The following is a 22,426-nucleotide window of genomic DNA, read 5'->3' as shown; positions in this document are numbered from 1 at the left end:
AATAAAAAAAGACCATAAAAATTATAGTCTCATTTTGCTTTATGCTTTATTATTCATCTTTAAAACTGCTTCTGCTGTTTCCTCAGTTGTTACCAGTACATTTATATATTTCCCCCTCAAAGCTCCCAGAATTCCGGCTACTTTATCCAGAGATTCTGCTATTCCTATGGAATAATCAGCGTTTTTCAAATTATCAAGTTCAGAGCTTATCATTTTTTTGGAAATAATGGTATCCAAAACTTTTCCGTTTATATCATAAAATCTCGATAATATATCTCCCGCTACCTGTTCGCCTTTTAATGATTCCAGAAGATTATCCGCATAAAAGCCCTGCCAGTTTGAATGCTTGCTGATCAGAGGGCTCCCTATTCCGCATACTGCAATATTTATTTTCTTCCATAATTCAGACAGCTCATGGTTATATTCAGTTTCCATAAGTGCTTTTTTTATTTCCTCACTCTCAAGAATAGCCGGTGAATCTATAAGCATAGACTTTCCATTCAGCTTAGAGGCTATTTCATAAGCTATGGTATTCACATGAAATGAGCTGGCAAGCTTTCCCGAAGGTCCTCCTATTAACGGAATACATACCACTCCCTTACAATCCTTTTTTTCCATGGCATTCACAGTTTCTGCCAAGGCCTCGCCCCAGGAAACACCTATAAGATCATTGTCTTTTACTATCCTTCCGAGATAATCCGCTGCTGCTGCACCTATAAGACTTACCTTTATCTTCTTATCCTGATTCGGAGTAGACGGTACTATTATGGCATCTCTTAATCCGAATACGCTCTTAAGCTCCTCTTCCAGGCTTAATGTTCCCCCGAAATCATAATTAATAAAAATCTTTACTATTTTCTTTTCTCTTATTGTTTTAAGCATCCGGCTTATGCTTGTTCTGTGGATTCCGAGTATTTTTGAAATTTCGCTTTGTGTTTTATTTTCTTCGTAGTACATTTGTGCTATTTTTACTAAAAGCCTGTCTTCATTCTTTTTCATATTCACTCTCCGTTTTATTTATTCCTTGTATTCGGCACATAAAAATTTTTCACTAAAATTTTTTCGGATAAATTCAGTTTTGATATCTGAATTTAACAATATTACAAATACATTTTCACAAATGTGATTTATATTTTTCTATTGTGACCTTTATTTTTCAATACTTTGCGGTCTTTTTTAATACATTATGACAAAAAATTATTTTAGAATTTTCTCTAGTTACTTATACCAAAATAAGAGTTTAAAAGCAAGAAATAATTTACATTAAGAAAATATAAAAGATTTTCACTAAAAAAACTTCTCTTGTAAAAGTCATGAAATTACAGTATTTATAAACAAAAATACTATAGCTGTCATTTTTTACAAAAGAAGTTATTGATTATTAATTTTTTAAAAATAAGCTGACTGCCTCAATATGATGAGTCTGCGGAAACATATCCACAGCTGCAAGCTTTTCCAGCCTGTAACCTAAGTCAGTAAGAATCTTAACATCTCTCGCAAGGGTAGACGGATTACATGAAATATAAACTATTCTTTCTATTCCGTGCTTTCCGATACTCTTAAGAGTATTCTCGTCTATCCCTTTTCTTGGCGGATCAAATATTATTCCGTCCATTTTTGTGTTTTTCAAAATTTCGGGAAGCTTATTCTCCACTTTTCCTATTTTGAATCTTACATTTTTTATATTATTTTCAGCAGCAGTATGCTTTGCAGATATAACAGAGCTTTCCATACTCTCTATACAGTACACTTTTCTTGCTGTTTTGGAAACCAGCATCCCCAGAGTACCTGTTCCCGAAAAGGCATCCACTATTCTTTTATCCTCAGAATCTCCAAGATATTCCATAGCTTTATTATACAGCTTTATTGTCTGCTCACTGTTTATCTGAAAAAACGAGTCCGGGTATATCTTGAATTTTATCCCGTCAAGCTCTTCCTCAAGATACTCTGAGCCATATATTAGCTTATGCTCATTTCCCAGAACATAATTTCCTTCATCGCTTTTCAGTGAGATATACACAGAAACTATTTCCTTGTATTTTTCTGTAAGTCCCAGAAGTACGGTTCTAAGCTTTTTTAACTGAGTAGTTTTATTGATCACTACTGTTATCATTACTTCATTACGGGAATTATTTCTTACCAGAAGATATCTCAAAAATCCCGATTTATTTACCTCGTTATAAACGGTAAAATCCCCTTCATTCAGCTTCTCAAGCAGCTCATTTACCACCTTATCGGCAATTTTGCTTCTGAGCATATTATTTTCCACTTCAAAGACATCATGAGATTTTTTCTGATAAAATCCTGTTATTATCTTCCCGTCTTTTTTGGCAAACGGTTCAGAAACTTTATTTCTGTAATTGGTTATATTATCAGCACCGATGATACCTTCAAAATTAATTTCATCATTTATTTTCCCGATCTTTTTTATTGTTTCCAAAAGGATACTGCTTTTATATTCCAGCTGTTTATCATATTTTATCATTGCATAATCACAGCCCTGAAAATCTTCAAAGCTTATTTTATCCATCCCGGCAATTCTGTCCTCTGACGGCTTTATAATTTTCTTTATGAGGGCACGCCCGTAATCCTTTTTTAGTGAAATAATTTCTGCTTCCACTTCGTCCCCGGGTACTGACATAGGAACAAAAAACGTAAATCCGTCATAATGTCCGAGTCCTTCTCCGCCAAATACCAGTTTTTCTATTTTTATTGTTATGTTATCTCCCTTTTTCATATTCACCCATTTCCAATACACTTATCAAATTTTTTATCTGCAGTTCCATACCATATCTTATACTTTCCTCATCAACGTTAAATCTGGGATGATGAAGATCATAGATTATTCCTTTTTCTTCATTTCTTACGCCAAGTCTGAAAAACACTCCCTTTGCTTTCTGCAGAAAAAAGCTGAAATCCTCTACATCCATCCTCGGCTTATCAATTTTTACAATGCTGTCTTCCCCGTACAGCTCTTTTATGTTATTTTCCAGTATTGCTGTAACCTCATCATTATTTATTACAGAATCATAACCGTTTCTTATGAAAATCTCCGCTTTACCGCCGAGAATTTCCACAAATTTTACTACGCTATTACGCATTTTATCTAGTATATACTCTCTAATATCCGGAGAAAGAGTTCTGATTGTCCCCTTTAGCTCTACAAGATCGCATATTATATTTTCCGCTTTGCCTCCGGAAATTTTACCTATGGTAATAACTGCCTCTTCTCTCGGATCTATATTACGGCTCACTATTGTCTGTATATAGCTGATCAGCTGTGAAGCTATTACTATTGCATCTGTTCCGTTCTGCGGAAGTGCTCCATGCGCTGATTCACCGTATATTTTTATTTCAAATACATCTGATGAAGCATGCATTTTTCCATATTTTATACCGAATTTACCTGTTTTTATCTCCGGTGCGGCATGAAGTGCAAAAATATATTCTACCTTGGGATTCTCTAAGATTCCCTCTTCTATCATAGGCTTAGCTCCCCCTGTTGTTTCTTCGGCAGGCTGAAAAATAAATTTTATTGTTCCTTTCCATTTATCCCTGTTTTCGGCAAAAAACTTTACTGCCCCAAGCTGTACCGCGGTATGTAGATCATGTCCGCAAGCATGCATTTTTCCGCTTATTCTGGACTTATATTCCACTTCATTTTCTTCTGTTATAGGAAGTGCATCAATATCAGCCCTGCTTGCAGCTACTGTTCCCAAGCCGTTATGAAGTATACCGACTATTCCTGTTCCCGCAGCAGACTGTACCTCTAATCCGTGTTCTGTCAAAAAAACTTTTATTTTCTGCGATGTTTCAGTCTCTTCAAACCCAAGCTCAGGATTCATATGTATATCTCTTCTGATTTTTACAATCCCGTCAAAAATCTTTGAGACCTCTGCCTTTATAAAATCATTACTCATTATAGCTCCTAACTATTTATCCTTTTTATATTTTTGGATATTTACTAATAGTATAAAATAAAAAGTCTATTTATACAAGATTTTTTAAATATATTTTACAGTAATTTAAAAATTATAAATAAATCTTTTATATGTAAAAAGACTTAAGTTAATATGTAAAATATAATTCAACAGTCTTTTCCAAAAAAATTTCCTGTATATTTTTATCATTCTGTATATATTTCCTCTATTTTCAACACTTTTTTCCGCAATCCCGCTATATTATACAACACCGGTTTTCCTTTTATTTTTTGAATATATCTATATTTATGAAAAAGTATTTGCTTATAATTTAATTGACTTCCCTGATTATCAGGTTATAATTTTAGAGGTAATTATTTTATATCTAAATTTTAGGAGGTTAAAAATGAAAAAATTCAGCTTTATCAGAATCATGGTTTTCTTTATTCTAAGTGCCGTAATTTTCACCTATGAAAGTAAGGTTGTCAGTATTCCGAGCAGGGCAATGGGAAAATCATACAAGACAACTGTTGTTACACCAGATGAATATAAGAACTCATCTAAAAATTTTCCCGTGGTATATCTGCTTCACGGCTGGAGCGGAGACAATACTGACTGGGTTAAACAAACTCCCGTTGAAGAATTAGCAGATAAATACGGTGTTATTCTTGTTGCTCCGGACGGTGACTATGATAAATGGTATATAGACAGTAAAATCAATAAAAATTCAAAATTTTCAACATTTGTGGGAAAAGAAATAGTTGAATACATAGATAAAAATTATCAGACTATTGCCAAAAAAGAAGGAAGAGCTGTTACAGGACTCAGTATGGGCGGCTTCGGTGCTCTTTATCTGACAATAAAGCACCCTGATACATTTGGTTCTGTAGGAAGTATGAGCGGCGGAGTTGATCCTAAAAACTTCAAAAATAACTGGGGTATAAATAAAGTAATTGATCCTTCAAAAAGCGGAGAAAGCTGGGATGATTATACTATTTCCACTCTTTCTTCCGAGTTTTTGAACCAAAATGTCAATATTATCATTGACTGCGGTATAAATGACTTTTTTATCGAAAGCAACAGAGATCTGCATAAGAAGCTTTTAGGAATGAATATTCCTCATGATTATGTTGAAAGACCGGGAGGTCATACTTGGGAATACTGGGCAAATTCAATTAATTATCAGATGCTGTTTTTTGTTAAGCATTTTCCAAAATAAATTATCTGAAAACTTTTCATATTAAATATAAATTTTATAAAAAAAATTTAGAGATCAAATTATTTTTGTTAAAATTTGGTATTCTGTAATTTATATACTTTTTTCTTATGATCAATCTTTTATACCGGGGTTCCATTTAAGATAGTATTCGGTAATAGTACCAAATATCTTTCAAAAAATGGACTCCTTTTTTTATTTCAGCTAATCCAAACAGCAATCCAAAATTTTTTTATGCAGCTCTTCTTTCACATATATTTCACAATTTTTTTTAAAATTATAAGCAGTATCCGGATTTACTGTATTCAAAAAATCAAAATATTCATTATAATTACAATAAATAAAAAAAATTTGCATAAAAAAAATCTTTTCTCCTAATATACATTAGTTAAAAAGATTTCATATTATATTGTTTAAAGAATTTACCAACTATTTTAATTAAATCTAACATATCTTATATCTCTGTCATCTACAAAACCAAGTTTTTTTGACAGATTTTCTACCTCTTTCAAATTTTCTTTTGAGTCAAATGAATAATTCAGATCATCTATAACCAATTCAGTCTCATATATTTCTGTATTTAATTTTTGGAGCTTCATCGTCAGATCCATTACATCATACAGTGTTGTCATTTTGAATGCTGAAACACCCATAAAAATTGCTGAATACACAAATATTTTCATATACAACTTTGCGCTGTTTCTGCTTCTCGTTTTTCTGTGTTGCTTACGCACTGTTTCAAAATTATCATATTGTCTTATGGTTCTTTTTACTACAGGCAAATCTATAACATCAATTTTTCTCTCTCTCTTAACCATTATGCTCTCCTTTCAAAAACCCTTAACTTTGCAGAATGTGCTCTTGAATTATCATTTAACTCTAACTCGCCGGCAACAATTGGCTTTTTAGTTATGACCTTTCCTAAACTTTCTTTACCACAAACGCAAATAGGTATATTTGGCGGACATTTACATGGCTTTTCGAATTCTCTAAATTTATTTTTAACTATTCTATCTTCCAAAGAATGAAAAGTTATTACTAATAATCGCCCTCTATCTTCTAAAAGTTCTACAGCTTTTTCCAATGCTTCTTCGAGAACCTCCAATTCTTGATTCACATACATTCTTACGGCCTGAAAAGTTCTTTTGGCCGGATGTCTCTTCATGCTTTTCCCAATTGCTCTAATTACTATATCTGCTAATTCTGTTGTTGTTTCTATTTTTTTTTCTTTTCTTGCTTCGGTTATTTTTCTTGCTATTCTTCTTGATTTCGGCTCTTCACCGTATTTATATAATATATCTGCTATTTCCTGTTCTGAAAACTCGTTAATTACTTCATATGCACTGATCTTAGCATTTTTGTTCATACGCATATCCAGCTTAGCCTCATATTTATAAGAAAAACCTCTTTCGGGATCATCAAGCTGATATGATGAAACTCCTATATCCATAAGAATTCCCGACACCTTTTCATATCCAGCCATATAAAGAACAGTATCCAGATTTTTGAAATTATCTTTAAATATTTTTATACGTTCTTTATAGTTCTCCAGTTTTTTCCCGGCAAACTCTATTGCATCATCATCCTGATCTATAGCAATTACCACTCCTTTTTCAGAAGTATTTTCCAAAATCCCCTGAGTATGTCCTGCACCTCCCAGTGTACAATCTAAGTATACTCCTTCTTTATTGGTAACTATATTCTCAATTACTTCGTCAAATAAAACCGGCTTATGATAATCCACAATTTACTCCTAAAAATCAAAATTTATTTCATCAACTATATCTTCTATAGATGCTTCTGTTTTCTCAATATATTCTTTCCATACTTCTTCTGCCCATATTTCTATTTTATCTACCATGCCTGTTACAATGAGAGTTTTATTTATTTTGGCATGCTCCACCAGTGAATTCGGCAGATTTACCCTTCCCTGGTTATCTACTGTAAGTTTTGTGGCTGCTGATAATACGAATCTTTGATATGCTCTGTGCTTACTGTCTGTTCTTTTCAGCTTTCTAAGTTCATTTTCGATATTAGTCCATTCGCTACTTGGAAAAAGGTCTATTGAGTTATCCAGACCTCTTGTAATAACGAATTCATCATTTTGTAATATCTCCCTAAACTTAGCCGGTAACATAAACCTGCCTTTATCATCTATCTTGCAGGTAAATTCTCCCATAAACATAGCAACTCACCTATTTTCATATCATTTTCCACTTTTTACCACTTCTTACCACTTTCTCCCACATAACAACTATACCTTTATTTAAGATTTTTTGCAAGCTTTTTTTTGTAGTGCAAATAAAAAAAAACGGTATTTCACTATATCTAGTGTTTACCGTTTTAATTTTTCACAACATCTTGTTTTTATTTAATGAAAATTTTATTCAAATGAACTGATATTCCAAATATCTTTTGCATACTCTTTTATAGTTCTGTCAGAGCTGAATTTTCCTGAGTTTGCTATGTTCATAAGCATCATCTGTGCCCATTTTCTCTTATCTTTATAAGTATTTTGCAGTCTGGTTTGTGTTGCCCTGTATGAAGCAAAGTCTTTCAGTACATAATACTGATCCGGCTTGCCTCCCTCCACACCATTCAGCAGTGAAGCATGCAGCTCTTTGAAGAGCCCTCTATGATTATCATAATATGTTCCGTCAACAAGCTGGTCTATTACTTTTTTCAAGCCCTCTACTACATGATATTCCTCCAGCGGATTTGATTTTCCGTAAAGATTCAGTCTTTCCACCTCGTCGGCCTTCAGACCGAATATAAAGTTATTCTCTTCCCCGGCTTCTTCTACTATTTCTATATTGGCTCCGTCAAGTGTCCCTAATGTCATGGCTCCGTTCATCATGAGCTTCATATTACCTGTTCCTGATGCTTCTTTTCCAGCAGTGGAAATTTGCTCTGATACATCTGCTGCCGGAATTATCTTTTCTGCCAGCGATACTTTATAATCCTCTATAAAAATAACTTTTATCTTATCATTTATTTCAGGATCATTATTAACCTTTTCGGCTACTGCATTTATCAGCTTTATGATCGACTTCGCCCTTCTGTAGCCCGGAGCAGCCTTAGCACCAAAAATAAACGTTCTCGGAACTATTTCCAGCAGAGGGTTCTCTTTTATCTTATTATACAAATCCATTATATGAAACACATTCAGAAGCTGTCTTTTATATTCATGGAGTCTTTTTACCTGCACATCAAATATAGAATCTATATTTACCTCTATATTGTTATTCTCTTTTATATATTCGGCAAGATCCTGTTTTTTCTTATGCTTTATCTCAAGAAGCTTATTCAGTACATTATCATCTTCAATATATTTTTCCAGCTTTTTTAATTCGGAAAGATCAGTTACCCATTCACTGCCTATCAGTGAAGTAATATACCCTGCCAGTTCCGGATTTGCTTTAAGAAGCCATCTTCTTTGTGTTACCCCGTTTGTTTTATTCTGAAATTTTTCCGGATAAAGCTCATACCAGTCTTTTAATGTCTGATGTTTCAAAATCTCTGTATGAATTGCTGCAACTCCATTTATAGCATGTGTCCCTACTATTGCCAGCCACGCCATTCTTACTTCCCCGTTTCCTATTATTGACATTCTCTGCTGCTTTGCCCAGTCTTCAGGGTATTTTTTACTTATCTCCGTCATAAATCTTCTGTTTATCTCTTCTATTATCTGATACACTCTCGGAAGAAGCGAACTGAATATATTAATATCCCATTTTTCCAGAGCTTCTGCAAGAACTGTATGATTCGTATATGAAAATACTTTCTGACATATTTCCCATGCTTCTACCCAGCTTATTTTTTCACTGTCAAGGAATATTCTCATTAATTCGGGTATTGCTACCACAGGATGCGTATCATTAAGCTGTATGGCTATTTTATCTGCAAATCCGGAAAATACATTACCGTACTTTTCCTTATATTTTCTTACTATATCCTGAAGCGATGCTGATACGAAGAAATACTGCTGTTTCAGTCTCAGCTCCTTACCGCTTCTTTCTGTATCATTAGGATAAAGCACTCTTGACAGATCTTCTGCTTTTACTGCACTTGCACTGGCTTCCAGATATTTTTGATCATTAAAAAGCTGAAGGTCAAATCCCTGAGGAGATTTTGCTTCCCACAGTCTCAGCGTATTCACGGTTTCAGTGCCGTATCCGAGTATCGGAGCATCATAAGCTATTGCATTGATAGTTTCTGTATTCATTCTCTTATAATATTCTTTTCCTACTTCATCTTTATGTACTTCCACTTCACCGCCGAATTTTATGTCGTATACTCTGTCCAGTCTCTTTATAGACCACGGATCTCCATATTTCAGCCAGTCATCCGGATATTCCATCTGATAACCGTTCTCTATCTTCTGTTGGAACATCCCGTACTTATATCTTATTCCATAACCATGTCCCGGCATTTTTAACGTTGCCAGTGAATCCAAAAAGCACGCTGCAAGTCTTCCCAGCCCGCCGTTTCCAAGACCCGGGTCAGGCTCGCTGTCCTCGATGATATTTATATCTATATTCAGATCCTTTAACACTTCTTTTATCTCTTCATATATCTGGAGATTCATCAGGTTATTTCCCATATATCTTCCCATTAAAAATTCTGCTGAAAAATAATAAACCTGCTTTACCTGTTTTTCATTATAATTTCTTGTTGTGTTATACCAGCTTTCTATGCTGTAATCCAGAATTGTTCTTGATAATGCATAATATATTTCATGAGGTTCAGCCTCTTTTATTGTTTTCCCAAACTGTCTTCTTATTTTTCTTTCTATACTTACTTTCAAATATTCTTTTGCTTCCTCCAGACTCAGGCCAAACTGCTGTCTAAGCCTTGACTCGGTATGCTTCAAGCTTTCATCACTTACTATCATAATAATTCCTCCTATTTCTCCTCATTTAAAGTACTTATTTTCAGATCATTCCAAAAATCTTTCCCAAACTTTGTTTCCAGTTTATATAAATAAATATCATTATGAATATGCTCTGCTGCTATATTTACCAGAAGGGGATTTTTTGTATACGTTCCCGTAAAACCGTGTGTTGCATCAGAACTTCCTATAATCACTTCTTTCATATCAGAAACAAGCATCAGTCTCTTATTGGGATCACTGATGTAGTTTTCTGTCTTATTATATGCTTCTATTCGTGAATCGGTAAGCTTGTGCTTTTCAAAACTAAATAAAATCACTCTTCCTCCTTTATTCAGCAGATTTTCCAGTTCTGTTTCAAATAACATAAGATTAATGTTAGTATTCATATAGATTTCTTTTTCTGTGTTATTCAGTATCTCTTTTATCTTATCAAGGATATTTTCTTCACCTCTGAGATTTATGAACTGCTCGTTATCACTTCTTATATGTATTTTCAGCAGTTCATTCTCAAGAAATTCCGCGCTTCTCATATATTCGCTTTTTAACTTCATTACTAATTTATCAGGATCGGCAGCCATATAATTTTTTCTTTCATTAAGACTGGGAATAAGATAAATAAAGCCAAGCGAATACAGCTTTTCCAATGCCATATATACAGATGTACGCGGTGTATCTATTTTCTTTGATATCTGTGAACCGTTAGAATCAGGATTTTTCAATAACTCATAATATACCTGTGCTTCTATTTTAGTAAGTCCGAATTTTTGAAGCTCTTCTATTATCTTCATAAAATTTTACTCCTATACTTTGTTGTTTTTATTATACAACATAATTTTTTCTTCTTCAATGTATTTTTTTCTATTCCAGATACTTCTCAGAATAAGTCGCTGTAAGTGATTAAGCAGACTGTATAAAATATAATACCAGTAAATAAAAAAGGGCGGAACAAATAATTTTATTTGATTCCAAGCCCTGTATTATAATTTTATTTTTTAAAATCCCCAAAATATCTTGACAACAATCTGCCTGATCAATCCCAGAAGCAAAAGTCCTATAATCGGTGAAAGGTCGAAATACATCCCCCCGACAGGAACTATCACCTTGAGCTTATTCAGATAAGGATCAGTCAGCTGTCTTACGAATTTTGTCACTCCCATTTCACCATATCTGTCAATCCACGATAATACCACAGAAACTAATATTATGATCTGATAAATATCTATTACTCTTAATAAAATCTCTCCTATAAAATACATAATTTAATACCTTCCTACTTATTCAGTATATCTTTACAGTTCACATAGTACTCATATCCAGACATAAAAGTCAGAACAAGAGGAATAATCATTATAAAAGTACCGAACATATTTCCCAGAGGAAATAATATTATAATAAGTATTGCGATAATCTGTGAAACTGTTTTCCATTTCCCGAGAGTTTCTGCCGCAATTACTTTTCCTTCTGCCGCCGCTATAGATCTCAGACCTGTTATCCCCAGCTCTCTAAAAAGAATTAACAAAACAAACCATACTGAAAGCTGATCATTTTTAGTAAATACCACAAGTGCAGAAAGCACTAAAATCTTATCTGCAAGGGGATCCAAAAGTTTCCCCAGATTTGTTACCAGATTATCTCTTCTGGCTATATAGCCGTCTAAAAAATCCGTAATTGATGCTCCTACAAAAATCCAAAAAGCCAGTATTCTTAATATAAAACCACCTATTCCTTCTATTCTTAATCCAAAACTAAGGATAAAGACAAAAGGAATGACTAATATTATTCTTAAAACTGCTAATTTATTTGGCAGATTCATCATTACCTCCTACTTTCTCATTTTCTAAAGCTTTCATACTCAGGTTAAATTTATTTTCATCTTCCATTCCAATAACTTTTACTTTTATTATCTGTCCTTCTTTCAGGACATCCTCTACTTTATTTACTCTTTCTTTCTTTATTTCAGAAATATGAAGCAGTCCTTCTTTACCCGGAAGCACTTCTACAAAGGCTCCGAATTTAGCAATTTTAACTACTCTTCCTGTGTAAACCGCGTTTAATTCTACGCTTTGTGTATAAGATTTTACAAGCTCTATTGTTTTATCAAGACTTGATTTTTCTTTTACAAAGATGGCTACGCTTCCGTCATCCTCTATATCTATTGTTGCACCTGTCTGGTCGATAATTGATTTTATTGTTTTTCCGCCAGGACCTATTAAGATAGCAATTTTACTAGGATCTATCTTCATAAAGTGAATCTTTGGAGCATTTTCCGAGACATCCTTTCTTGGCTCCGGAATAACAGCATTCATTTTATCAAGTATGAACATTCTTCCGTTGTGAGCCTGCTTCAATGCAATCTCCATTATTTCTCTTGTAATTCCTGTTATCTTTATATCCATCTGAAGAGCTGTAATACCATTCTTAGTTCCTGCTACCTTAAAGTCCATATCTCCAAGGTGGTCTTCCAATCCCTGAATATCAGTAAGAACTACGAATTCTTCGTTTTCTTTTATGAGACCCATTGCTATTCCGGCTACAGAGCTCTTCATCGGCACACCTGCTGCCATTAATGCAAGCGATCCGCCGCATATACTTGCCTGTGATGATGATCCGTTTGATTCTGTAATTTCAGAAACTACTCTTATAGTATAAGGAAAATCTTCCTGTTCAGGTATCATATACTTTAATGCTCTTTCAGCAAGGCTTCCGTGTCCCAGCTCTCTTCTTCCCGGAGCTCTCATAAATCCGGCTTCACCCACTGAATAAGGAGGAAAATTATAATGAAGGTAAAATTTCTTTCTTGATTCCTCTTCCATTCCGTCTACTATCTGCTCATTCACTCTGCTTCCCAGTGTTACCGTAACCAGTGCCTGTGTTTCTCCTCTTGTAAACAATGCAGAACCATGCGGTATAGGCAGTGTGTCTATCTCCACATCTATAGGTCTTATCTCTTCCGTCTTTCTTCCGTCCGGTCTGTTCTTTTTATATAAGATAGATTCTCTTACCATTTTTTTCATTAAATCATGATAATAGTTTTTAAATTCTTTTGCTATATCAGCAGGTATTTCATTATTCTCATATGATGCGGAAAATTCTTCCAGAAGTCTGTCAAAAAGAGCATCTATAGCATCATCTCTTTCATGCTTCCCGTGTTTCTCTATAGCAGCCCCCAGCTCCTCTGTTGCTTTCTCATCTATAAAGCTTTTTACTTCGGGATTCACTTCTGCCACTTCAAACTCCATTTTATTTACTTCAAACTGGCTTATGAATTTTTCCTGCTCTTCACACATCTCTTTTATTTTTCCATGCCCGAACATAATAGCCTCCAGCATTATATCCTCGGGAATTTCATTTGCTCCTGCTTCGACCATAGTTACTGCATCTGCAGTACCTGCCACAGACAGTTCAATATCACTTATTTCCAGTTCCTCAGGTGTAGGATTAAGCACAAATTTTCCATCTATATAACCTACGTTTACTCCTCCCACCGGTCCTGCGAAAGGTATATCAGATATTGACAATGCCGCTGATACTCCTAGTGTAGCCAGATTTTCCGGAAGATTTACCTCATCAAAAGAGATTACAGTTATTACTATATGAACTCCGTAGAAAAACCCTTCAGGAAATAACGGTCTTATAGGTCTGTCTATCAATCTTGCTATAAGCACCTCGTCTGTAGACGGTCTTGATTCTCTCTTTATAAAACCTCCGGGAAATTTTCCGGAAGCATAAAATTTTTCTATATAGTCCACTGTCAGCGGGAAAAAGTCTGTCCCTTCTCTTACTTCCTTACTTCTTGTCGCTGTAACCAGAAGTACTGTCTTTCCGCATTCTACTATTACTGCTCCGCTTGCCTGTCTCGCTATTTTACCGCTGCTTATCTTTACTGTTTTTTCTCCTATTTTCAATTCATAGGATTTTTCATTAAACATATTATTCCTCCTGTTTATAAATTTAAAACCAAGAAGAGAAGCAAATAACACTTAAATACTCTTAGATATGTATTGATACAAAGAATTTAAGAATTACTTACTCCTTTTCTTCTTGATTTATAGTGATTATACCATACATTTCCATAAAATAGCAACTCTCTTCTTATACATCCTTTAATAAATAAACAGGGCATTTCAGCACACATTCATAAAATATAGTCATCAATTGTAACCAATGTTACATTTTTTTAGTGAAAATTTATGTAAGATATTTATATAAATTAGAAAGCAGGTAATATTTATGATAAAAAAAGAAATGACACTAGGTGAAATTGTATCAAAATATCCTTCTTCGGTAAATATTTTAAAATCGAAAAATATAAGCGGGTTTGATGACAGCTCCAAGTCAGCCCTTCTAAATAAATTAACTCTTGAGATGGCAGCAAAAACAAAAAAAATAAATCTGGAAATACTTCTGGATACGCTGAATTCTTCATTTGATACATATGATGCAGATATTACCGCAGAAACCAGAGAATATAAAACTGGGGGAACAGATGTTTCAGGGCTTCTTCCCTGCCCCATAAGACTTCCTCTTTTGGAAGCCTTCAAAAAATTTGATTCTGATAATCCTGAAATAAAGCTGAATTATGATTTGAAATCTGCATCATCAGGCTCAGGATGGATGGAAGATCTTATAAAAGACAATGATTTCTCAAAAGTACCTGATATATTTATCTCTACAGGCTTTGAACTGTTTTTTGGCCGGAATCTGAAAAACAGAATAAAAGAAGAATCTGTATTTAAAGATAAAACAGGACTTGAAAAATATAATAAAATATTTGATAATACAGGTCTGAAGGATCCATACGGAAATTATGCTGTGATAGGTACAGTACCTGCAGTTATGCTTGTTAATCCGTCAGAGCTGAAAGGAAGAAAATGTCCGGAAACATGGGAAGATCTTTTGAGCCCTGAATTTGAAAAAAGCATTAGTATTCCAATGGGTGACCTTGATTTATACAATGCTGCTCTTATCACCCTGCACAGCAGATTCGGCTATGACGGGATCAGAAAATTAAAAAATAATTTTCTTGACAGTCTTCATCCTTCACAAATGCTTAAAGCAGATAAATTAAAGGCAAATAAACCGGCAATAACAATAATACCGTATTTTTTCACCAAGATGCTGCCGGAAAGATCGAAAATGTTTGTAAACTGGCCCAAAGACGGAGCTATAATTTCACCTATATTTATGCTTATTAAAAATCGTGAAAGTGCTTCTCTTGATAAAACAGCAAAATTTCTTTCAAGCAAAGAAACCGGGGAAATACTTTCAAAACAGGGATATTTTCCAAGTGTACATCCAGATGTGGAAAATAATGTCGAAGACAGAAAATTTCTCTGGGCAGGCTGGGATTATTTATATGAAAATGACATAGATCAGATACTTGACAACTGTACAAAAATATTAATTGAAAATACTCAGGAGGTATAAAATGAACTTAATTACTGTATCAGGGCCGCCTTCATCAGGAAAAACAGCCCTTATAATAAAAACTATAGAAAATCTGAAACTTAGAAATCTTAAGGTAGGCGTAGTAAAATTTGACTGTCTTTATACTGACGACGACAAACTTTATGAAAAAGCAGGAGTTCCTGTAAAAAAAGGACTTTCCGGTTCGTTATGTCCTGATCATTATTTTGTAAGTAATATTGAAGAGGTAGTTCAGTGGGGATTAAAAGAAAAACTTGATGTACTTATCACAGAAAGTGCAGGATTATGTAACAGATGTTCGCCATATATACAAAATATAAAGGCTGTCTGTGTTATAGATAATCTAAGCGGGATAAATACTCCCAAGAAGATAGGTCCTATGCTGAAAACAGCAGATATCGTGGTTATTACCAAGGGAGATATAGTTTCACAGGCTGAAAGAGAGGTTTTTGCTTCAAGAGTAAATTCAGTTAATCCGAATGCAGTGGTTATGCATGTAAACGGACTTACAGGTCAGGGTGCTTATGAATTCTCTACTATAATATATAAAGAAAATGAAAATCTTGAAACACTTGAAGGAAAAAAATTACGTTTCCCAATGCCTTCCGCTACATGCTCTTACTGTCTCGGCGAAACACGTATAGGTGCCGAGCATCAAATGGGAAATATCAGAAAAATTGACTTGGGTGATAAATAATGAAAAATAATATATTAATAAATAAAACAATTGATGAACTATTAAAAGAATACCCCTTTTTGGAAGAAACCTTTGAAGAAAATCTTATAGATATGTCTGATAAAACCGTTTCTCTTGGAGAGGCTCTGAATAAAATCAATGAATTTGATCTGGAAGACCGGGCTCTTACTAAGGAACAAATCAGCACTCTTATTGAAAATTATGTAGACCAAATGTCAGAAATTCTTGGACTAAAAGAAAATATTATAGAAAAGCTTACTCTTCTTCCCGGAACTGATAAAAGCGGAAATAAGGAGAATTTTGAAAAGCTTGAGATATTAAAAGGAGAAATTCTGTGTATTGTAGGTCCTACAGGAAGCGGTAAAAGCAGACTTCTTGCAGATATTGAATGGACAGCTCAGGGAGATACTCCTACAAAAAGACATATCCTCATTAACGATGAAAATGTAGACACTTCTCACAGGCTTTCATCAGGTAATAAAATGGTGGCACAGCTCTCACAAAACATGAATTTTATAATGGACTTAAGTGTTTATGAGTTTCTGGAGCTTCATGCTGCCAGCAGAATGGTTGAAGATAAAGAAGAAATAATAAACAGAATTATAGAAAACGCCAATAATCTTGCAGGAGAAAAATTTACGCTTGATACACCGGTTACGAGTCTCAGCGGCGGCCAGTCACGTGCACTTATGATATCCGATACGGCAATCTTGAGTTCTTCACCTATTGTTCTTATAGATGAGATAGAAAATGCCGGTATTGACAGAAAAAAAGCCCTTGAGCTGCTCGTGGGGGAGGAAAAAATAGTACTTATGGCTACTCATGATCCTCTGCTTGCCCTGATGGGAAATAAGAGAATTGTTATTAATAACGGCGGAATAAAAAATGTTATTGAGACCAGTGATGATGAGAAAGAAATATTTCTGGAATTAGAAGAAATGGATAAAAAAATTCAGGATTTGAGAAAAGATCTCAGATATGGTAAAAAGCTCAAAATATAGAAAAATTTTATCTCTGAGGATACTTATAATTTGATAAGTATCCTTTTTAATTTCATAATTGTTTTTGTGCAAAGATACTTATTAACATACGGTTGACCTAAAAAAGACATATTGTTTCATAAGCAGATTATACTAATTTATATGAAAGCCGAAAGCAATCATTAGTAACACCGTTTTATTCAGCTTAGATTAAAAAGCTCAAATTTCCTCCAATAATTCCATTTGCAATACTTCCAAGAATTTTTTGCTGGTTTTGGAAAATATCTGTGATTTCTTCCATACGATATATACTTCTACCTCCAGCCTCGGCTCCAGCGGTCTATAGCATAAAGCACTGTCTCCGGTAGTATTTATTAATTTATCAAGACACAATGCATAGCCGACTCCCTCTTCTACCATAAGCGATGCATTGTAGATCAGATTGTAGCTGCTGACAACATTGAGATTATTTATATCTTTCCCTATCCATTTTGAAATATCCTCCCTGACTAGTGTCTGTCTCGAACAAATAAGCGGAATATCTAATATATCCTGCGGCTTTATAACTTTATTTTTTGCAAGGGGGCTGTGCTTTCTCATTAATAATCCCCATATATCTGTTTTGGGAAATTTGATATATTCGTATTTTCTTATATCCACAGGGGCTATTAAAACTCCAAAATCTAATAATCCCTTATCGAGCTTTTCAAGAACATCATCTGCATTTCCGCTGAATAAATGATAACATATAGAAGGATATTTCTCCTGAAGCTTTTTTGATATCTGTCCTATAAGCCGCATTGTTTCACTCTCTCCCCCGCCTATAAATATTTCACCATTTATTATTTCGTCAGAGCTCATAATTTCTTTTTCAGTTTTTTCGACTAATTCCAGTATTTCTTCCGCTCTTTTTCTTAATAAAATTCCTTCATCTGTAAGGATTAACTTTCTTTTTCCCCTTATAAACAAAGTTTTTCCCAGCTCCTCTTCAAGCTCCATAAGCTGTCTTGACAGGGTAGGCTGAGTTATATGCAGAATCTGAGAAGCCTTTGTTATATTTTTTTCTCTTGCAACTGCAAGAAAATATTTTAAAACTCTGAGTTCCATATTATCCCTCCGCTGTTATAATATTTACATATAGTATAACTTTTTTTATCATGTCTGTAAAGCATGATTATATATTTAAAATAAGTATTTGATATAGTTAATTTTTTATTTTATAATTTTAAATAATTCAGAAAAGCATACGTATTTTTATGGAATAGTATATTTTTCTGAACTGCACATTTCTAATTATAAAGGAGAATATAAATGAATATAAATGATTTTTTATTACATGTTAACGACCAAAAGCCTGTTCTGGCTGATACAGAACTCTATGAATTCATGTGTCAGTTAAGTCTGGAAGCCAGAAAAATAACTGACTTATTAAATAATTCATTTCATACGCCGGAAGAAATACAGGATATTTTTTCTGATTTAACCGGAAAACCGGCTGACAAAACTTTTTCCATGTTTCCGCCGTTTTATACAGATTTCGGCAAAAACATAACAGTCGGTAAAAATGTATTTATCAATGCAGGGTGTCATTTTCAGGATCAAGGCGGTATCATCATCGGTGACGGGACTCTCATCGGGCATAATGTAGTATTGGCGACTCTTAATCATGGTTTTAGACCTGAAGACAGGGGAACTCTTTATCCGGCCCCGATTATTATAGGTAAAAATGTCTGGATCGGATCAAATGCAACTATCCTGCCGGGAATAACAATCGGAAAAAATTCGATTATTGCAGCAGGTGCTGTTGTTACAAAAGATGTCCCTGAAAATGTTATTACAGGAGGAAATCCTGCTAAAATCATAAAAAAGATTTAAGCCACTCGTAAATAAAATCAAACTTAATAAGTAATATACATACTGCTCTGAAAGTGAAAAATATGCAGAATTGCCTGATTATCAGAAGTCGAAGCAGTCCTCTAAGATACTATAAAATAGGTGATATTGGATATTCAGTATATCTCAATCTGACTGATATAAAATAAAAAATCCCGAAAATCTCATCATGTATAAAACACAAAGAGAATTCGGGATATATTTTTATTAAATTAAATCAAAAAAATCAAAGCACATATTACAGAAATAACATTCAATCCCGGAATAAGCATAAGTGCGGAACTTATCCCCAGAAGCAAAGCTTTCGGAATCCTGTCTTCTTTCAAAATAACATAAAAATTTCCCATTTTTTCCCAAAACCACATTAGGAAAAATACCAGAGACATCACAAACAAAACAGCCGAAAATATCAAAATCATAAGTACACTTTCATATGATTCGGAATTACTTTCCAAAACAAGCTTTATAATCATAAATAAGATTATATTATATATAATTCCGAAAATAATATTTCTTACAGCTTTCCTTTTCGCCCCTGCCATTACCCTGTTCTTATCGTTCAAAAAATCCACCGCCTTGTATTATTGTCTGGCTCTTGATGCCGCTTCGCTCAAGGCTGTCAGTCTTCTAAGAATATTTTTCTTAAATCCTCTCAAAACCGCACCTTTTGATAATAACACAAAGTAGTCAAATATAAAGGCACAGCCTGATATAAAAATCCAGGCAATTGCTGCCATAAACAAAAGCGGCGCCAGTTCGCTGAAAGTAGCAGCAGTGTATACTGCCCCGGCAATAAGCGCTATATCCAGTATTAAGAATATAATATATATGACAGTCGAAGATTTAGCCAGTTTACGAAATACTGTATATTCCAGTTTTGTAGAAAAATCTCCTGTTTTTACCGGCTTGAATATTACTTTTCTGTAATTTCTTATTGGATGTGTCATTCCTAATACGTTAAGAGCACCTTTTGGTATTATTGTAATAGTATCATTTTCCTTTTTTACATAGTGGCCTTCGCCTATTTTACCGATTGCAGTTTCCACGTTTTCTATATTTTGCAGTATTTCTGTTTCTCCAGACACCTGCTCCGGAAATATTTTATTAAACATTATTTTTCCCAAACCCCTTTCTCGTCATCGCTGTTTCTGTCATTTCCGGGGTTAATATTCCCGCTGTGTTCTATTTCCAGTATCTCCATAGATTCTTTTATTTTTCTTATTGACATTCCCGATAATATTAATATTACAATTCCTAATAAAAATCCAAAAAATGCAAATATTGTAAATATAATACTTGAAGCCAGAAGCTGCCCTCCGCCCTCTATCTGCAAAAATCTCATTTTTCCAAATGTAAGTATAGAAAAAATAAGAATAATCACAGCCAGTATTGTTGATACTCCGCTGAATATCCATATAACCAAAGTAGGATCACCAAAAGCAAACATGCCGTTTAAAACCCAGCTCAGTACAAAATAAACTAACGTCAGGACTATTAAAGCGGTATTCAAAAACTTTGCCCTTTTAGCTACTCTTCTGATATCCTCTATTGTAAATTCATTATCATTCAACATAAATTCCTCCTTAAAATAACTTTGTTAATCTTATTCATTTTAACTTTTTTATTATCATAAATCAAGTGTTTTGAGAAGTTTGTTTTTTATTTTCTTTGTAGTATAAAATTTATATTAGATAAGTATACGGTCAAGGAAACTACTTTTATTTGAAATACCAAACTATTATAAAATTCAATTTTTTTATTAAATCTTCATAACATCAGTAAAAATACAGCTAAAAACAGTGGATTCTCCTGTTTCATCTAACTCCGTTTCAACAGAGTTTACTTTTTCTTTTATAATACTTTCTGTTAATTCTATGTATCCTTCGGAAGAAAAAAATTTTTTTAAATTATCTAATTCCATTTTTAAATTTTCAGGGTACTTATCTAAAATTTTAAATATCCATTTGTTAGTTTTCAGATCGTATATTGTCTTATTAAACTGCACATAATAATATTTCTCAAGAATACTTATAAAAATGAATAAATCTAATCGTTCATTTTTCAGCATAGTTATTAATTTAATGTCATCATCTAAAATAGGTTGATTTTTATGTAATAAAATTCTATATTCATAGCAATTATAATTTTTTAAATCCGTCCAATCAAAAACTATGTAATCCTTAAATATAGTTCTCAAATTATCTTCTATGCAATACTTATATTCTAAATTTTCATATGCTATTTTTCTTTTTCTTAATTGTTCCAAATATTCATTAGAATTTTGATATTTTTCTGTATTAAAAGGTATATTTTTAGGATAGTATCTGTAAATTTGATTTAATATCTTTAGAATTTTCATAATTTACCTCTTAGATTTTATTTATTTTCAATTATTTAGATATTATAATAGATATATTCCATTTTTAGGGAGCTATTTCTGATGTAACTTACTTCTTCTGTAAAGCCAGTAATTATCCGCAGAATAATTTCCATACCAAACGTTGTATAAACTATTTTACCATAATACCTGCCCGATATTTTATATTTTTAAAAATTATAAATAAAAAGGTGTTCTTTTTCTGCTTTCATATGTATAAATATATTGAAATCCCATTTTTTTCACCATTTCCATTATCTCCCCATTCTTGGAAGCAATACTTTCACTTCTGTGGGAATCAGAACCTACAGTCAGAATTTCCCCGCCTAATTCTTTATACCATTTTAAAATTTCTACTTTTGGATATATTTCGTTTACATCATGATTCAGGCCTGAGCAGTTAATTTCCAGTCCTATTTTTCTCTGAATTATTTTTTCTAAAATATTCTGTATTATTCCACTGTGATCTTCAATATGATAATTTCCATGTTCAGCATACGCATACCGTTTCATCATATCAAGATGTCCTATTACATCAATATCTGCTGTTTCTGCCATCTTGTATATTTCTTCAAAATACTCCTGATAAATATGATACTTTTTTTTATTTTTCATAAAAAGACGTAACTTTACCCCGTTAATATTATGAACAGAGCCTATTATAAAGTCAAGATCAGTACCTCCAAGAAAGTTTTTCAGCTCCTCGCTGTATTCTGCCAGATGCGGTTCACCTATTTCCAGACCTTTTTTTATCAGTAAATATTTTTTGTATTTTTTTCGCGCTTCATTTATCTCGCAGGTATATTTCGAGTAATCTAAAACACCAAAGCTCACATCTCTCGGATCAACACTAAAATGCTCGGTAAAACAGATTTCCTGTACCTCCTTTTTTATACTTTCCTGACAGGTGCTGTCAATATCTGATTTTCCGTCAAATGAATTATCAGAATGTACATGATAATCTATAACTTTAATAATAATCACTCCTTTAAATCAACTATTTAATCTTAAAGTCAGACCGT

Annotated in this window: 22 protein-coding genes; 5 read left to right on the top strand and 17 right to left on the bottom strand. The window is 33.4% G+C overall.

The annotated features are described in order from the left end of the window. Positions 1-39 precede the first annotated feature (39 nt). The 3 genes from STERM_RS09785 to STERM_RS09775 all read right to left on the bottom strand — a co-directional run bounded on the left by STERM_RS09785 (position 40) and on the right by STERM_RS09775 (position 3,920). On the bottom strand, positions 40-999 hold the full coding sequence (locus STERM_RS09785) for a sugar-binding transcriptional regulator (protein ID WP_012861439.1): 960 nt from the start codon (positions 997-999) through the stop codon (positions 40-42). Positions 1,000-1,381: 382 nt separating this feature from the next. Then, complete coding sequence (rlmD, locus tag STERM_RS09780) at positions 1,382-2,737, bottom strand: 23S rRNA (uracil(1939)-C(5))-methyltransferase RlmD (protein WP_012861438.1); 1,356 nt, start codon at positions 2,735-2,737, stop codon at positions 1,382-1,384. Continuing rightward, entirely contained in the window at positions 2,721-3,920 is a 1,200-nt protein-coding gene (locus tag STERM_RS09775) for a M20 metallopeptidase family protein (RefSeq protein ID WP_012861437.1), read from the bottom strand. Before STERM_RS09775 ends, rlmD begins: the two co-directional genes overlap by 17 nt. A 406-nt stretch (positions 3,921-4,326) precedes the next feature. Here STERM_RS09775 and STERM_RS09770 point away from each other — a divergent pair, with 406 nt between their 5' ends. Beyond that, positions 4,327-5,139: an alpha/beta hydrolase gene (locus STERM_RS09770; RefSeq protein WP_012861436.1), complete on the top strand. Its 813-nt coding sequence runs from the start codon at positions 4,327-4,329 to the stop codon at positions 5,137-5,139. A gap of 431 nt (positions 5,140-5,570) precedes the next feature. Here STERM_RS09770 and STERM_RS09765 read toward each other — a convergent pair whose 3' ends face one another. The 8 genes from STERM_RS09765 to pnp form a co-directional block, all read right to left on the bottom strand. Continuing rightward, positions 5,571-5,954 carry a hypothetical protein gene (locus STERM_RS09765; RefSeq protein WP_012861435.1) on the bottom strand — a complete coding sequence of 128 codons (384 nt, stop codon included), beginning with the start codon at positions 5,952-5,954 and terminating at the stop codon, positions 5,571-5,573. Next, positions 5,954-6,880, bottom strand: coding sequence for a 16S rRNA (cytosine(1402)-N(4))-methyltransferase RsmH (gene rsmH / locus STERM_RS09760; protein WP_012861434.1), 927 nt, complete (start codon positions 6,878-6,880; stop codon positions 5,954-5,956). The genes STERM_RS09765 and rsmH overlap by 1 nt, the downstream gene beginning before the upstream one ends. 9 nt (positions 6,881-6,889) lie before the next feature. Then, positions 6,890-7,321, bottom strand: coding sequence for a division/cell wall cluster transcriptional repressor MraZ (gene mraZ, locus STERM_RS09755; protein WP_012861433.1), 432 nt, complete (start codon positions 7,319-7,321; stop codon positions 6,890-6,892). A gap of 198 nt (positions 7,322-7,519) precedes the next feature. Then, complete coding sequence (locus STERM_RS09750) at positions 7,520-10,030, bottom strand: glycogen/starch/alpha-glucan phosphorylase (protein WP_012861432.1); 2,511 nt, start codon at positions 10,028-10,030, stop codon at positions 7,520-7,522. Between the two features lie 11 nt (positions 10,031-10,041). Then, on the bottom strand, positions 10,042-10,818 hold the full coding sequence (locus STERM_RS09745) for a TrmB family transcriptional regulator (protein ID WP_012861431.1): 777 nt from the start codon (positions 10,816-10,818) through the stop codon (positions 10,042-10,044). 204 nt (positions 10,819-11,022) lie between these two features. Further along, positions 11,023-11,286 (bottom strand): YggT family protein, encoded by a 264-nt coding sequence (locus STERM_RS09740; protein WP_012861430.1) that lies wholly within the window; start codon positions 11,284-11,286, stop codon positions 11,023-11,025. Between the two features lie 14 nt (positions 11,287-11,300). After that, complete coding sequence (gene pgsA, locus STERM_RS09735) at positions 11,301-11,843, bottom strand: CDP-diacylglycerol--glycerol-3-phosphate 3-phosphatidyltransferase (RefSeq protein WP_012861429.1); 543 nt, start codon at positions 11,841-11,843, stop codon at positions 11,301-11,303. Further along, a complete protein-coding gene (gene pnp / locus STERM_RS09730; RefSeq protein WP_012861428.1) occupies positions 11,827-13,959 on the bottom strand; it encodes a polyribonucleotide nucleotidyltransferase in 2,133 nt (710 codons plus the stop codon). The genes pgsA and pnp overlap by 17 nt, the downstream gene beginning before the upstream one ends. A gap of 301 nt (positions 13,960-14,260) precedes the next feature. On the opposite strand from pnp, the gene STERM_RS09725 reads away from it, so the two are divergent. The 3 genes from STERM_RS09725 (at position 14,261) to STERM_RS09715 (ending at position 17,155) form a co-directional block, all read left to right on the top strand. Next, a complete protein-coding gene (locus tag STERM_RS09725; protein WP_012861427.1) occupies positions 14,261-15,457 on the top strand; it encodes an ABC transporter substrate-binding protein in 1,197 nt (398 codons plus the stop codon). A gap of 1 nt (position 15,458) precedes the next feature. Next, positions 15,459-16,154 (top strand): GTP-binding protein, encoded by a 696-nt coding sequence (locus STERM_RS09720; protein WP_012861426.1) that lies wholly within the window; start codon positions 15,459-15,461, stop codon positions 16,152-16,154. 212 nt (positions 16,155-16,366) lie between these two features. Beyond that, positions 16,367-17,155 (top strand): ATP-binding cassette domain-containing protein, encoded by a 789-nt coding sequence (locus STERM_RS09715; RefSeq protein ID WP_244407282.1) that lies wholly within the window; start codon positions 16,367-16,369, stop codon positions 17,153-17,155. Positions 17,156-17,353: 198 nt separating this feature from the next. Here STERM_RS09715 and STERM_RS09710 read toward each other — a convergent pair whose 3' ends face one another. Then, positions 17,354-18,241 carry a LysR family transcriptional regulator gene (locus tag STERM_RS09710; protein WP_012861424.1) on the bottom strand — a complete coding sequence of 296 codons (888 nt, stop codon included), beginning with the start codon at positions 18,239-18,241 and terminating at the stop codon, positions 17,354-17,356. Positions 18,242-18,445: 204 nt separating this feature from the next. Between STERM_RS09710 and STERM_RS09705 the strand changes: the two genes are divergently transcribed. Then, complete coding sequence (locus STERM_RS09705; protein ID WP_012861423.1) at positions 18,446-19,009, top strand: sugar O-acetyltransferase; 564 nt, start codon at positions 18,446-18,448, stop codon at positions 19,007-19,009. 230 nt (positions 19,010-19,239) lie between these two features. Here the strand turns inward: STERM_RS09705 and STERM_RS09700 are convergent, their stop codons facing one another. From STERM_RS09700 to STERM_RS09680, 5 genes are all read right to left on the bottom strand, one after another. Continuing rightward, complete coding sequence (locus STERM_RS09700; protein WP_012861422.1) at positions 19,240-19,590, bottom strand: hypothetical protein; 351 nt, start codon at positions 19,588-19,590, stop codon at positions 19,240-19,242. Positions 19,591-19,608: 18 nt separating this feature from the next. Next, positions 19,609-20,139 (bottom strand): hypothetical protein, encoded by a 531-nt coding sequence (locus STERM_RS09695; protein WP_012861421.1) that lies wholly within the window; start codon positions 20,137-20,139, stop codon positions 19,609-19,611. Beyond that, positions 20,139-20,600, bottom strand: a complete 462-nt coding sequence (locus tag STERM_RS09690) for a hypothetical protein (RefSeq protein WP_012861420.1) — start codon at positions 20,598-20,600, stop codon at positions 20,139-20,141. Before STERM_RS09690 ends, STERM_RS09695 begins: the two co-directional genes overlap by 1 nt. A gap of 186 nt (positions 20,601-20,786) precedes the next feature. Next, positions 20,787-21,386 carry a hypothetical protein gene (locus STERM_RS09685; RefSeq protein WP_012861419.1) on the bottom strand — a complete coding sequence of 200 codons (600 nt, stop codon included), beginning with the start codon at positions 21,384-21,386 and terminating at the stop codon, positions 20,787-20,789. Between the two features lie 195 nt (positions 21,387-21,581). After that, positions 21,582-22,388: a histidinol-phosphatase HisJ family protein gene (locus tag STERM_RS09680; RefSeq protein ID WP_012861418.1), complete on the bottom strand. Its 807-nt coding sequence runs from the start codon at positions 22,386-22,388 to the stop codon at positions 21,582-21,584. Positions 22,389-22,426 lie beyond the last annotated feature (38 nt).

The sequence above is a fragment of the Sebaldella termitidis ATCC 33386 genome (assembly GCF_000024405.1).
Taxonomy (GTDB): domain Bacteria; phylum Fusobacteriota; class Fusobacteriia; order Fusobacteriales; family Leptotrichiaceae; genus Sebaldella; species Sebaldella termitidis.
This window is presented reverse-complemented; position numbering and strand designations above follow the sequence as displayed.

Bases quoted from the DNA above. Each gene is read 5' to 3' on its own strand.
- STERM_RS09785 (WP_012861439.1), bottom strand. From the start codon at position 999: ATGAAAAAGAATGAAGACAGGCTTTTAGTAAAAATAGCACAAATGTAC.
- pnp (WP_012861428.1), bottom strand. From the start codon at position 13,959: ATGTTTAATGAAAAATCCTATGAATTGAAAATAGGAGAAAAAACAGTA.
- STERM_RS09720 (WP_012861426.1), top strand. From the start codon at position 15,459: ATGAACTTAATTACTGTATCAGGGCCGCCTTCATCAGGAAAAACAGCC.
- STERM_RS09705 (WP_012861423.1), top strand. From the start codon at position 18,446: ATGAATATAAATGATTTTTTATTACATGTTAACGACCAAAAGCCTGTT.
- STERM_RS09685 (WP_012861419.1), bottom strand. From the start codon at position 21,386: ATGAAAATTCTAAAGATATTAAATCAAATTTACAGATACTATCCTAAA.
- STERM_RS09695 (WP_012861421.1), bottom strand. From the start codon at position 20,139: ATGTTTAATAAAATATTTCCGGAGCAGGTGTCTGGAGAAACAGAAATA.
- STERM_RS09765 (WP_012861435.1), bottom strand. From the start codon at position 5,954: ATGGTTAAGAGAGAGAGAAAAATTGATGTTATAGATTTGCCTGTAGTA.
- STERM_RS09745 (WP_012861431.1), bottom strand. From the start codon at position 10,818: ATGAAGATAATAGAAGAGCTTCAAAAATTCGGACTTACTAAAATAGAA.
- STERM_RS09690 (WP_012861420.1), bottom strand. From the start codon at position 20,600: ATGTTGAATGATAATGAATTTACAATAGAGGATATCAGAAGAGTAGCT.
- STERM_RS09725 (WP_012861427.1), top strand. From the start codon at position 14,261: ATGATAAAAAAAGAAATGACACTAGGTGAAATTGTATCAAAATATCCT.
- STERM_RS09715 (WP_244407282.1), top strand. From the start codon at position 16,367: ATGTCAGAAATTCTTGGACTAAAAGAAAATATTATAGAAAAGCTTACT.
- STERM_RS09750 (WP_012861432.1), bottom strand. From the start codon at position 10,030: ATGATAGTAAGTGATGAAAGCTTGAAGCATACCGAGTCAAGGCTTAGA.
- STERM_RS09770 (WP_012861436.1), top strand. From the start codon at position 4,327: ATGAAAAAATTCAGCTTTATCAGAATCATGGTTTTCTTTATTCTAAGT.
- STERM_RS09775 (WP_012861437.1), bottom strand. From the start codon at position 3,920: ATGAGTAATGATTTTATAAAGGCAGAGGTCTCAAAGATTTTTGACGGG.
- STERM_RS09740 (WP_012861430.1), bottom strand. From the start codon at position 11,286: ATGTATTTTATAGGAGAGATTTTATTAAGAGTAATAGATATTTATCAG.
- mraZ (WP_012861433.1), bottom strand. From the start codon at position 7,321: ATGTTTATGGGAGAATTTACCTGCAAGATAGATGATAAAGGCAGGTTT.
- rlmD (WP_012861438.1), bottom strand. From the start codon at position 2,737: ATGAAAAAGGGAGATAACATAACAATAAAAATAGAAAAACTGGTATTT.
- pgsA (WP_012861429.1), bottom strand. From the start codon at position 11,843: ATGAATCTGCCAAATAAATTAGCAGTTTTAAGAATAATATTAGTCATT.
- STERM_RS09710 (WP_012861424.1), bottom strand. From the start codon at position 18,241: ATGGAACTCAGAGTTTTAAAATATTTTCTTGCAGTTGCAAGAGAAAAA.